Raw genomic sequence first — 11,979 nt, 5'->3', positions numbered from 1 at the left:
TCAGTTAACTCCTAGCTTTTAAGTGCAACAGCCATGGCTTCCAGTTTTCCTCGCACGGAGGCGTCAAGCACCTCATCGCCTATTTCGACTATCACGCCGCCTATCAAATCCGCGTCGACACTCACTTTTGCCTCTATCTTGCGCTTGAATTTGGCCTCGAGATCAGTCACCAGTTCCTTCAATTGAGCATCACTCATGGCAAAAGCAGAAATAACTTTGGCATCCAGCACGCCTTCATAACGGGTCTTGAGTTGCTCATACAACTCATTCACCTCCGGCAAAATTTCAAGCCTGCCGTTTTCCGCCAGCAGTAAGATGAAATTGCGACCTTCTTCATTGAGTCTGTTCCCGCAAACACCCAAAAAAAGCTCGCCCAGTTTTCGGGAAGATATCTTGGGGTGGCCGATCAATGAACGGATATTTTCGTCAGCCGCGACAGTGGCCGCCAACTGCAGTGTGTCTGCCCAACGGGCGAGATCGTTTTGGTTTTTTGCAAGTTTGAAGACAGCCTCCGCATAAGGCCGGGCAATCGTGCGAGTTTCGGCCATCGGCTAGAGCTCCGCCTTGAGGGATGCAAGCAGTTCGGCGTGCGCTTTTTCATCCACCTCGCGCCGGAGGATCTTTGCAGCCCCCGCCAGCGCCAGGTCCGCCACCTGCTGGCGCAAAACTTCCTTTGCGCGAAACACTTCCTGCTCCACCTCTGCCTTGGCACCCACAAGAATACGGCCGCCCTCTTCTCTTGCGGCTACCTTGGCTTCATCCACGATCTCCGCGGCACGCTTTTCCGCCTGCGCGATGATATCGGATGCCCGCTGCTTGGCCTCCCGGACGACGTCGCCTGAGCGTTGACTTGCCAGTTCGAGTTCGCGCTTGCCACGCTCGCCCGCAGCCAAACCTTCGGCGATCGTTTTCTGACGATTCTCGATTGCGCGCATCAACGGAGGCCACACAAACCTGACCGTGAACCAGATGAAGATGGCAAACGCCATTGCCTGAGAAATAAGCGTGAAGTTTATGTTCATGGCTAGCCTCTGGGAATGATACCGGGAGCAATCACTATTACTTGATTACGGCCAGCAACGGGTTGCCGAACGCGAAAAGCATCGCGAGACCCACGCCGATAATGAATGACGCGTCGATCAGACCGAGCAGCAGGAACACTTTTCCTTGCAGCGTCGGGATCATTTCCGGCTGCCGTGCGGCGCCTTCGAGGAAGCTGCTGCACATAATGCCGATACCGATACAGGCACCGGCTGCGCCGAGACCGATCATCAGGCCGATGCCAATGCCCGTGTATGCCTGAATCATGGCCAGGAATTGCAAATTCTCCATCTGGTTTTCCTCTTTAGTAGTAATTGAAATTGGTTAAGAACAGCAACGCAGAATCAGTGTGACTCGTGCGCCATGGAAAGATAAACCACCGTCAGCATCATGAAGATAAATGCCTGCAATGTGACGATCAAGATATGGAAGATGGCCCACCCTGCATTCAGCAGCGTGCCAAAAAATGTCCCGGCAAGGCCGGTTGCAGCCCACATGCCGAGCAGCAGAAAAATGATTTCTCCAGCATAAATGTTCCCATACAGCCGCAATGAATGCGAAAGCGGCTTGGAGACGTATTCAACCAGATTGAACAGGATATTGACCGGCCACAATAGAGGGTTCTTACCGAAGGGACTACAGACCAGTTCGTGTATCCAGCCCCCCACGCCCTTGACTTTCATGTTGAAGAAGATCATCAGGAGCCAGACGGAGAGTGCCAGCGCGAACGTCGTATTCACGTCGGCAGTCGGGACGCTGCGCCAATTGTGCAGCCCCAGCAGCTCGTATACCTTCGCCATGATATCGATCGGCAGGAAATCCATGGCGTTCATCATGAATACCCACACAAACACAGTGAGCGCAGCCGGCGCTACAAATGCATGCCGATCCCCGTGAAAAGTGCTTTTGACCTGATTATCGATGAATTCGATGGCAAGCTCCACGAATGCCTGCCTCTTGCTGGGAACACCCGAAGTCGCGCCGCGCACCACCCACCAGAGAAAACCGAGGCTGATGATACCGGTCAGCGCCGCCATGACGAGCGTATCCACATGTAGTGTCCAGAATTCACCCTCACCGATCGAGCTCGTCAGATTGGTCAGGTGATGCGACATATAGGAAGTTGGAGTAAGTTCTGTGCCTGATGCCATTTATTTTGCCTATCTCAACTGTTTATTGCTTTATTTGCGCAACCTTCGCATCATCCGTTACGAACAATGCCAGCCCGAAGATCAGAACCGTCAGTATGAAGGTCCCGATAAAGCCGACCGCAACAACATCCTTGTAGAGCGTCATCACGAGCCAGAGCAATGCAACTGTGATGACTATTTTTACCGCTTCTGCTTTCAGGGCCGTGATCAATATGCCGCCCGCAGTGGAGCCGCGATACCTGGAGACAATTGCAGAAAACGCCGCGGCAGAAACAATGCTGATCACACCGCCCAGAAAAGCTGAGGCTGCGCCGTGAAATCCCCATAACAAACCCAGCGTTAGCACCATCGCCAGTGTGACAATCAGTTGCCAACGCATGACAACGCGTACCGGCTTGTTTCGTATCCAGGGCATTTGCTGAGCTTCGTCGGAAAGCGCCAGTCACAAAAACAGATGTTGAGAGTGACCTTAGCTCGTTGAACGTGTGTTCGTGGAAGACCTGATTTTAATTCAATTCCTTGGCCAGCGCGGCTTGTTCCCTTCTTCCAGGTCGCCTGAATAATTAAATCCGGCTTGACCTATTTAAAACACGCGGATTCTAATCTGCTTGCGCCCAACAGTCAATGGAAAGACCTCTTTTCATTCACGGAAACTCTGCAAAAAACTTAATATGGTGAAGACTTCACCAGGACACCAGGATACGAGCATCAAGAGGTGGAATGCGGTTAAAAGTGGAAACACCGTTGAACCATCAATCGGTATTTACATTTCCTCCTACACTCATTACGAGAATGCATGAAACGAGAGTTTCCCATGGTCAGACAAGGAAGGGAGGCGGAATGAAAGACATTTATTTCCGGATTTTCATGCTTGCGCTTGCTGCCGGACTTGCTTTCACTTCCCACTCATATGAGGGATCAATCAATGTGTTGTGGTACACGTATGCCGATCAGCGCTCGGAATACCGGCAGAAAATTTCGCAACTGGCAGAAATCGTTCACACGCTCCCACAGGCTGATAGCATCGAGTGGAATCTGCGCTACTGGGGATCTTCTGATCCTGCACCGGATTTAGCCAGCTTTGATGTCCTTGTGATTGAAAGTGGCGAGGCTTTTCTCACTGGGCCTCCAATGGGACGGGCGGCAGTTCCTGATTACACAGGCATTCTGGATAACCGGGCTGCTATAGAAGCTGCGCGCGGAGATCGAACCTTCGTTACTGCTTCGGATGCCGACTTTCACGCGATTCGCGGGGATACAGGAAACATATTGAACACCGCAGAAGACCAGGATCACGGTGGCAGCTGCGTTCCGGCATTAACCTCGCCTGCCTGCTGGGACGGCGCCTTGGGTCACTTGGTTAATGCCGTTAACTGGGCAGGGAGCGGCAACGGACTTGGGATTGTCTCATTTCTGGATGGAGAGCACCCCGGATCATTCTGGTGGGCGCATGAAAATTCGTTCCTGCGGGACGAGCTCTACGGAAGTATTGACTATTCCGGTTCCGATCAAACCCCCATCATCAACTCTGAACAGTCGGACTATCCCCTGAACTGCGGGCTCACCTCCAAGGGTCTCTCGAACTGGAAGAATTCGTTTCATGCAACTTTTCGTCCCATCGACGGCTACACTCCTATTATTGATTCGAGTTTGAGGCCGGACTCTGCCGTTGCGATTGCCGCCATCTTTTTGCCGCCAGCCCCTGAAGCCGAGTCATATCTGATGCTCTACCCTGAATACCTGGGCAAAGAATGCAACGAAGGTACCAAAGATGCTCGTTAGGTCTCCTTATCCGGAGCCCGGTAAAATTCGACGAAAAAGCGGACAGGGCCTTGAGGTTCTACATTGTGGAGAACTTCAGGCACAACTACTCCAACCGTTTCTGCCGACAGTTCCGTATCCACATTCAGCATATCGACGCGATAGCGAAGCTTCCCCGCTTCCACGATGATCTTCCCCCATACGCCGGTTTTGGTCGAGTGGTCTTTTCTCAACGCTGCCGGTACCGTTTCCTCAGTGAAGATGGACGTCCGCTTGTATGGAACAAAGTAGTCGGGCAACTCGAACTGCTCGCAGCGGACACAGTTAAGCGTCTTTCCTATCATGCCTTCACGCCCCTGCTCGGAAGTGACCCAGGGACGATTGATGAACGGCGGATCATGCCGCACATGTTGGGCGTGTCCGCAAGTCAGAATTGCGATCGGATCTCCCTCACTATCGGTATCAAATCCTGTAATGGGTCTTTCCATAGATTGAGCAAATGGTCATGGGAAACTGACTTATATGAACTTCTCAAAGAAGAGAGAATTTCCAGGCTTTCCTTCTGTTGCGCAGAAGCTGGCATTAACTTCGACTTCGAGGGTAAAGAAAAAACCAGGGGTCCCTATATGATCAAGCGTTAAACTGCTTCTCCAGTTTTCAGCATATTTCGCGCCATCAGAAGGGCGAATCGCAGTGGGCGTCTATCCCAGGGAGTAAACCGAGGTAGCTGATGGAGGTCGCCCCCTTTTCTTGCTGCTCCATGGGCAGTTGAGACTGCCGCGTCAAACCCCAGCTTCTTTACCATCCGGACGTGATCGGGCAAATAGTCTCTCCCCGGCTTCCCATTCGGGTAGGCAAAAAATCGTACTGGAGCGCGAATAATGCCCTCCAGCATCTCTTTGCCGGTAGCAATGTCAGCATAAGCTGCGCTGTTCTCCATTTGTGCCAGGATGGGATGACTGGCAGTATGTCCACCTATTTCCATTCCTGCGTTGTGCATCATTCTAACCTGCTCAGAGGTCATCATGAGATTGTCAGGCAGCATGACTGGAATTAACGCCGACATCGCCTCCACGGTCGATTGCCGTGATTCGGATGGCAGATACTTGAGCTTGCCCAATAACTGGTGAATAGTTTGGCGACGCTCGGAAACAGTTCCGATCGGAAATCTTCCCAAGCCCAGGCTGTCAAGATCCACGGTGCTTCCCGGCGCACGACGTATCAATTCTATCACGGTATCGTTGAACATCCGGCCCCCGTCAAGAAAACCGGTTGCCACGAAAAAAGTGGCAGGAATGCCACGTTTTTTCAGAATCGGCAAAGCGATTTCCGCATTATCGGCATAACCGTCATCGAAAGTGATACAGGCAGCACGTGGAGGCAGCGTGCCATTATGGAGACCACGAATCGCCTCCCCGAGAGATATGACCCTGAAACATGCCGCAAGCTGCTCCATCTGCTGATCGAAGGACCGGGCGTGACTCTCCTCCGGAAAAAGTGAATCCTGGCAGGGCAACACCCGATGATAAATCAGTATGGACAGGCGAGCGCTCCGACCCCCAGGGGAAAGCAGATGCAACATTGCACGCGACCAAAGTGGCCCCTGATTTACCAGGTTGTCCAAGTGATCATATTCAGAGGTTCTCATAGGAAAAAAGCGGACACGAGCAGCAAGCAAATAAGGCAATGAACTCTTCGACGCTATATCCTAGCTCGAATCCCCGGCTATCGGCTGCGACGGTGATGGATTCAACTGGCCAAGCTGGCGCGGAGAACCGGAAGTTTTTGCAGCGATTGCCGACACGGTTTTTTGCTTGAGTTCTTTTTCCACCAGGACACGCGTTGCAACCATTGCCCCCATGAGATAGTAGGGGACGTCAAAATAAAGAAGACTAAGGAAAGCACCCCCCGTAGCAAAACCGATGAACGATACCTGAATCATCGTCGCCAGATTGAAAGCCCACCTGTACTCTTCGAGCTTTCTCGTATTGCGTATGATCCATGAACCGGTTCGCCAAGTGAGCCATCCGAGCAGCAAGTAAAGCCCCAGCCCCACGAAACCATGCTCGCCGAGTGCCTGAAAATAAATGCTGTGGGCAGCATGCAGGTCCTCAGGATTGGGGGCGTAAGCCCAAAATAGTTCAGGAGTGATAACCTCGAAACCTCCACCGGTGAGCGGCCGCTCCTTCGCCAGATTGTAGGCCATCCACCAGGCATTGAAACGCCCTTGTACCGACTCGTCCTCTTCGTAGGTATTGATGCTGTCCATTCTTTGCATCCACTGCTCCGGCATGTACGCAATAGCCGGGAGAATGGCGAGGATAACCAGCAAGGCAATGTGGACTTTATGCTGGCTTTTGAGCCAGAGAAACCCTCCCATTGCCGCAATGGCCAGCAGGGCGCCCCGTGAATAGGAGCCCAGTGCGGCAAGGGCGGATAGTAGTATGACGACTGTCATGGTGTGCTTCACCCAAACCTTCCGGGAAGTCGTCTGTACATAGTGCATGAGAGGAATGGTCATGATGAGCGCCAGGGCAATCTCATTATTTCCCTCGATGAAAGTGCTTTGCGGTCCCATGACCATATCCACCCCTCCCCCAATCACCGTAAAAACGCCTCCCTTGACCCCGTAATATCCCAACGAGATAACTATTGTCCAGATGAGGAGCTGAATCTGCTTTTGTGTCCTGATCAGCATGATGACCACAAAACTCATCAACATGATCTTCATGACCTTGTTCCACTGCAGATACGTCTCCTCAGGATAAAGGGCAAATACCGTGCTCAGATTCATCCAGAGCACGAAGATTATGAAAGTCCAGATAACCGGGGTTAGAGGGAGACTTTTTGGCTCTTTTGTAATCAGGAGGACTGTTATCGTAACTCCGGCAATAATCGCCGCAAAGGGGAATGTGGAAGCAAATCCCCATCCCTGGGTATGCGGATTCATGACGCTTATCCACACCCACATCAATGCGCCCATGTATGGCTTCTTAAAGACGATAGGCAGCCATCCGAAGACAATCAGGGTAACAAGGATATCCCTCATGTTCTTACCGCATCCTCTGAATTTTGTTTTGTCATAAAGACACGAAAAATCCCTTTATCCGCAATGCGGTAATCGCGCTTTATCCAGCGCCATTGTCATTCCTTGACAACATCGATGGAAAGGTCCTTCGCATTATGGTGACTGAGACTTTCTCGCAACCGAGGCTTCCTCTTGAAAATGTCCCGCTGCTCCATGAATTCGATTACCTGGGCAACACAATCTTCCAGCTCCAGCTCGCCCGTCCGCACGATCAGCTCGGGATGGGCAGGCGCTTCGTAGGGCGACGATATCCCGGTGAATTCCTTGACCTCGCCCGTCCGAGCGCGTTTATAAAGTCCTTTCACATCGCGCTGCTCACATACTGCGAGACTGGCCTCGCAAAAAATCTCGATGAAATCCCCGTGAGGAAAAATACTGCGCGCCTTTTGCCGGTCAGCCCGAAAAGGTGAAATAAAAGCTGTCATTGCAATCACGCCCGACTCGACCAGAAGCCTCGCTGCCTCGCTTATGCGGCGAATATTCTCGGAACGATCTTCCACGGAAAACCCCAGATCGGAGCATAAGCCTTGACGCACATTATCCCCGTCAAGTACGAACGTGCGGCAGCCCAACTGGTAAAGCTTTTCCTCCACCGCATGAGCCAACGTCGATTTGCCGGAACCGGAAAGCCCTGTAAACCAAAGGACCGCTGATCGGTGCACGTTCAACCTCTCCCGGTGCGCCCGAGTAATGGTGGCGTTATGCCATACAGTATTGGTATTCATATTCCGATCTCAGATTCCGATTTTTGGATAAACCGAATTATATCGGCAGCGATTCGGATTTATATCTGGACCGAAGTACAAGATACAGAAGAACAGGAGCGTAATCGGTAACTTCCCACTGATCAGTTTGTCAAGATCCAGGATAAGAGGAAACCTTTGTTGATGGAAGTCTTTAGAGCTTTCCGTTCGCATTCTGAACTGATTACGACAGAAACCGCACAAAAAATGAAGCGGACATGAGTGTGTTCAAGTAATTATGGCAGCACGCCGTTAGGTCTACAACTTCGAATTATCAGTTGCTTTCAACCCTTTCATTACCTGCCCGCTTCCTTGTCCTGACCGACTTTCGAAGAAGAACGACAACGTGGCATAGAATCCCATAAAATCCAGGTTTAACGTTCATTGGTCGTTCATCAGGTAAGGATTTGCTGTTTCAAATAGTTTCAATAACGAACGTTTCATACCGCAAATATATCCGGACCCTCACAGAACAGGGATGAAAACAAGGGAGATTGAGTGAAAGATAATGCTGCGTTGATCATCCTGGGAATGCACCGTAGCGGCACATCATTGTTAACGGGACTCCTGGGTCAGGTCGGGGTCAGGATGGGGCGCAGCCTATACGCCCCTCAAAAAGGCGTAAACGAGAAAGGCTTCTGGGAGCACGAGGATATCGTCGATACGCATGACGAACTGCTTCTGCACCTGCATTCACAATGGGATGACTTGTTGCCTTTGAACGACAAGTGGTGGAAAGACGAGGCGGTTCAGCCGTATGCGGCCCGCCTCCAAAGCCTCGTGAAACGGGATTTTTCGGAAGCCCCTGTGTGGGCGTTGAAGGATCCTCGAATGTGCCGATTGCTGCCATTGTGGATGCCCATACTCGAAGCGCGGCAGATCAGGCCAATTTTTATTTCCATGAACCGGAACCCTTTCGAAGTGATCGCATCCTTGCAAAAACGCGATCGGTTTTCACGGGAAAAGGCCCTGGTCTTGTGGTTGAGTCATACGCTATCCGCTGAATCCTATTCAAGGGGACAATCCCGGATTTTCATCGACTTCGACCAGGTGGTGACTGATCCGGTCCGGGTACTGCAAACAATAGAACGGGAGGCTGACATTGTCTTCCCTATTTCGGTAAACCAGGCAAACGAGAAAATCGGAAGGTTTGTTTCTCCTGACCTCCGTCATCATAAAGCCGATAAAACAGATACCGGAGCAACACGATACCAGGGACTTGAAGGGATGGCTTATGAACTGTACAGCGCCCTCAGTGAAAAAGCTGCTGAAAGCGGAGGCTTCCATAGTGAGAATCTGGATGAGCGGATTGACAGAGTCGCGGCGGATTTTGCCTCCTATCAGAAAAAATGGAATCCGGAGTTGATTGAGCAGATCCGTTATCTCAACCAGGAGCATGCCGACTACCGGATCAAATTTTTTCGCATTTACCGCTCATTGAGCTGGTTACTGGTCAAACCTTTCTGGCTGATCGAAAAAGTATTACGCAAGTACTGACCCTCACCACTTCGGCCGCCATCCCAAGAGGCCCGCAGGGACATAGGCAAGGATTTTCAGATTGGCGGGATGGCTCAGCCAAGCCTTCCATAAGGAGTCCATGGCGGGTCTCAAGTTGTTGGATGCAAGATGTTTCAGTCCAAATTCCATCTGGTAGCGGGCGATGTTTTGCATGAACTGCTGTCTTGAAATGCATCGACCATCGCGGCTGCATAACCCCCATCTCGCAGCGGCATCTCGCAGCAGCACGGTCCGATAGTCGATCTCTCTGGTGAGGCGATTTCCTTGTTTAGGATGCTGGCGATATAGAGTGAGTCCTTTATTCAGCTTGATAACCGGATATTCCCGGGCAATGCGCAGCCAGAGGTCCCAGTCTTCGCTATAGGGAAGAGACTCATCGTAAGTGCCGCATTTGTCGAATACCTCTGCGCGTATCAATGCAGCACTGGTCAGAATCCAGCAATCGAGTAAAAGCAGATGATATATCCATCCCGAAAATTCCTCGTCTATCCCCCCAGGCATTTTTTCTATATTGAAGCTCTCCGGATCGGGAAATACGCCCTCCCGGTCGGGATGCCACCAGACAAACGTACTGTAGACGAGACCTACCTCCGGATGTGAAAACATTTGCTCCAGCTGTAGCGCCAGCTTCTCGGGAAACCAGTAGTCATCATGATCCATGAGGCAGATATAGCTTCCCGCTGCCTCCCGGATTCCGTAGTTGCGCGCCGCGCATACCCCGGAATTGGACTGCGACAGGAGCCGGACAGGAGCCCCATACGAAGTGACGATTTCCCGTGTACGATCAGTAGAGCCATCGTCAACCACAATTAATTCCAGATCCGTGAATGTCTGGCTGAGAACGCTGTCAAGGGTTTCCGCGATATAAGCTTCGCAATTATAGGTCGGAATAATGATGGAAACAGTTGGCTTGGACGCTGCCATGGGAAGATTTTAAAAAATAGTATATCCGGGAGGTTTAACCTCGACACCCGATCTTTAAACGCTAAAATCGGATTTTGGCAGTCAACTCAGACGCAATAATCATTATAAATTAGATGTCCGCGGAGACCTCCTTCCTTTTTGTATATCGTATCTCCAGTATCGGGAAAATTACGGGAACGAGGTTTGGCTGCGGTATTGACTATTGCACGAAACTCCACTGACCGATCTTGAAATGAGCGGGACAAATATACCGATTTTCCGGTAATGGATGCTCAAGCCCTCCGACAAAAATGGACTTGCCGTTTCTGCTGATGAGGTAATATCGCTCTGAGGCAACCTGTGTAATTTTTGCGGAAGGCAACGGAGACTTGCATATATATGCTTATGAAGCAGTTGCCATCCGTGACATGAGTTGGTCACGTCCACTTAACTATGAAATATCCTGGCAGAGTTTATGAAAGATAGCGCACTGCGGGTCGGCATCTATCAGGGTCCGGAGATTCCCCAGAGCTTCAAGGTTTATGCCGAGAATGTATGGAGACATTTGCCGAAGCAAGATATAGCGACCATTCCTTTCAAGGACAGGAAAGATTTGCCGAAATCAGCGGACGTGCTTTGGGATATCCGTTCCGGGGGAGGCAATCCTCCTCCTGATTTTCTCCTGGAACATCCTCTCCCACCCTTGGTGGTGACGGTGCATGGTTTCGCTCCCGTCTCACTTAACGGATGGGAGTATTTTCGGACTCTGAAAGGTCTGATCATGTCGGGACAGTATGCCAAACACAAGCGCGAGCGATGGCGGGAAGTCCGGACCGCAGTGGGGAGTATTATCGCTGTTTCCGCGTTTGTGAAAGATGAGGCGATTCGCTTTACCGGCGTTCCCGCTGACAGAATCCATGTATGCCATCATGGGGTCGATAGCAACGCCTTTACACCTGGCTCCGATACAGAATCTGAACCCTACTTCTTCCATATCTCCAACGACGAGCCGCGCAAAAACGTGCGTGCGATTGTACGGGCGTTTCGACAGCTCCGCCGCCATTGCCGCGCTCAGCTTGTACTCAAGCTCCCCGAAGAGAGTGCGCGAAATTATGAAAAAATCGAGGGCATCCGGGTACTCAGTGGCTTTCTTACAACCGAGGAACTGGTTCGCCTTTACCGTCACGCTCTCGCTTTCATTTTTCCATCCCTTTACGAAGGTTTCGGCCTGCCCATTCTCGAGGCCATGGCCTGCGGTTGTCCGGTCATCACCTCCAATGTTTCCGCTTGTCCCGAAATAGCCGGAGAAGCGGCGATAACTGTTGACCCCCGCGACGAAGATGGGCTGCTGGAAGCCATGCGGATTTTCTGCCAAAACCCGCGGGTGAGGGCAGAACGAGCGGCGGTGGGCCTCCAGCGAAGCCAGGATTTTTCCTGGTCGAGAAGCGCGCAATGTCATGCGAATATTCTTCGTGCCGCCGCATCAAAGAGCACGCAGGAGACATTCCGAAATGTTTAAGAAGTGGAGCGACACCAGCTGTGTATGTGAAGTAGGCCCACTGGTATGTATTCTTGAACTGTCCGCAAGCAGGCAATACTCGGCCCTGGCTACAAATCATCGATGCAATTCCCTGATGACTGGGTTGCTACTCGTGAAGGAAACAATCAGCAGCATAAATCACACCTGTTGGAAGATGAAAACCGATGCAACCTCAACCTGAGCAGACTTGATCGGACTAGCGGAACTCCCTTCTTTAAACCCCAAAACATGGTG

The 11,979-nt window shown here is 51.4% G+C and carries 13 protein-coding genes; 3 read left to right on the top strand and 10 right to left on the bottom strand.

What is annotated here, in order from left to right; all coding sequences use genetic code 11:
* Positions 1-11 precede the first annotated feature (11 nt).
* From BMW46_RS03725 to BMW46_RS03705, 5 genes are read right to left on the bottom strand one after another with little or no spacing between them, the layout of a single operon-like run.
* Positions 12-548 (bottom strand): F0F1 ATP synthase subunit delta, encoded by a 537-nt coding sequence (locus BMW46_RS03725; protein ID WP_074704907.1) that lies wholly within the window; start codon positions 546-548, stop codon positions 12-14.
* A gap of 3 nt (positions 549-551) precedes the next feature.
* On the bottom strand, positions 552-1,022 hold the full coding sequence (locus BMW46_RS03720) for a F0F1 ATP synthase subunit B (RefSeq protein ID WP_074704904.1): 471 nt from the start codon (positions 1,020-1,022) through the stop codon (positions 552-554).
* Positions 1,023-1,059: 37 nt separating this feature from the next.
* The gene (gene atpE, locus BMW46_RS03715; RefSeq protein ID WP_011379667.1) at positions 1,060-1,332 is read right to left on the bottom strand and encodes a F0F1 ATP synthase subunit C; all 273 of its coding nucleotides are present in this window, start codon (positions 1,330-1,332) and stop codon (positions 1,060-1,062) included.
* A 53-nt stretch (positions 1,333-1,385) separates the two neighbouring features.
* Positions 1,386-2,192, bottom strand: coding sequence for a F0F1 ATP synthase subunit A (atpB, locus tag BMW46_RS03710; RefSeq protein ID WP_074704901.1), 807 nt, complete (start codon positions 2,190-2,192; stop codon positions 1,386-1,388).
* A 22-nt stretch (positions 2,193-2,214) separates the two neighbouring features.
* Positions 2,215-2,607, bottom strand: a complete 393-nt coding sequence (locus BMW46_RS03705) for an ATP synthase subunit I (RefSeq protein ID WP_074704899.1) — start codon at positions 2,605-2,607, stop codon at positions 2,215-2,217.
* A 425-nt stretch (positions 2,608-3,032) separates the two neighbouring features.
* On the opposite strand from BMW46_RS03705, the gene BMW46_RS03700 reads away from it, so the two are divergent.
* Positions 3,033-3,974 carry a PEP-CTERM domain protein gene (locus BMW46_RS03700; protein ID WP_074704896.1) on the top strand — a complete coding sequence of 314 codons (942 nt, stop codon included), beginning with the start codon at positions 3,033-3,035 and terminating at the stop codon, positions 3,972-3,974.
* Here the strand turns inward: BMW46_RS03700 and BMW46_RS03695 are convergent.
* The 4 genes from BMW46_RS03695 to cysC all read right to left on the bottom strand — a co-directional run bounded on the left by BMW46_RS03695 (position 3,971) and on the right by cysC (position 7,766).
* Entirely contained in the window at positions 3,971-4,441 is a 471-nt protein-coding gene (locus tag BMW46_RS03695) for a DUF3565 domain-containing protein (RefSeq protein ID WP_074704894.1), read from the bottom strand. The genes BMW46_RS03700 and BMW46_RS03695 overlap by 4 nt on opposite strands.
* 149 nt (positions 4,442-4,590) lie before the next feature.
* The gene (locus tag BMW46_RS03690) at positions 4,591-5,601 is read right to left on the bottom strand and encodes a polysaccharide deacetylase family protein (protein WP_074705645.1); all 1,011 of its coding nucleotides are present in this window, start codon (positions 5,599-5,601) and stop codon (positions 4,591-4,593) included.
* Between the two features lie 60 nt (positions 5,602-5,661).
* Positions 5,662-7,002, bottom strand: a complete 1,341-nt coding sequence (locus BMW46_RS03685; protein ID WP_074704891.1) for a putative O-glycosylation ligase, exosortase A system-associated — start codon at positions 7,000-7,002, stop codon at positions 5,662-5,664.
* Between the two features lie 95 nt (positions 7,003-7,097).
* Positions 7,098-7,766 carry an adenylyl-sulfate kinase gene (gene cysC, locus BMW46_RS03680; RefSeq protein WP_074704889.1) on the bottom strand — a complete coding sequence of 223 codons (669 nt, stop codon included), beginning with the start codon at positions 7,764-7,766 and terminating at the stop codon, positions 7,098-7,100.
* Between the two features lie 516 nt (positions 7,767-8,282).
* Between cysC and BMW46_RS03675 the strand changes: the two genes are divergently transcribed.
* Positions 8,283-9,281 (top strand): sulfotransferase family protein, encoded by a 999-nt coding sequence (locus BMW46_RS03675; protein WP_074704886.1) that lies wholly within the window; start codon positions 8,283-8,285, stop codon positions 9,279-9,281.
* Between the two features lie 3 nt (positions 9,282-9,284).
* Here the strand turns inward: BMW46_RS03675 and BMW46_RS03670 are convergent, their stop codons facing one another.
* Positions 9,285-10,226 carry a glycosyltransferase family 2 protein gene (locus BMW46_RS03670; RefSeq protein WP_074704883.1) on the bottom strand — a complete coding sequence of 314 codons (942 nt, stop codon included), beginning with the start codon at positions 10,224-10,226 and terminating at the stop codon, positions 9,285-9,287.
* Positions 10,227-10,680: 454 nt separating this feature from the next.
* Here BMW46_RS03670 and BMW46_RS03665 point away from each other — a divergent pair, with 454 nt between their 5' ends.
* Complete coding sequence (locus BMW46_RS03665; RefSeq protein ID WP_074704881.1) at positions 10,681-11,724, top strand: glycosyltransferase family 4 protein; 1,044 nt, start codon at positions 10,681-10,683, stop codon at positions 11,722-11,724.
* Positions 11,725-11,979: the final 255 nt, after the last annotated feature.

Origin of the sequence: Nitrosospira multiformis (genome assembly GCF_900111585.1) — a bacterium.
In the GTDB taxonomy this organism is placed as follows: Bacteria; Pseudomonadota; Gammaproteobacteria; order Burkholderiales; family Nitrosomonadaceae; genus Nitrosospira; species Nitrosospira multiformis_B.
The sequence above is the reverse complement of the archived record's forward strand: the minus strand, read 5'-3'. Positions and strand labels throughout refer to the sequence as shown.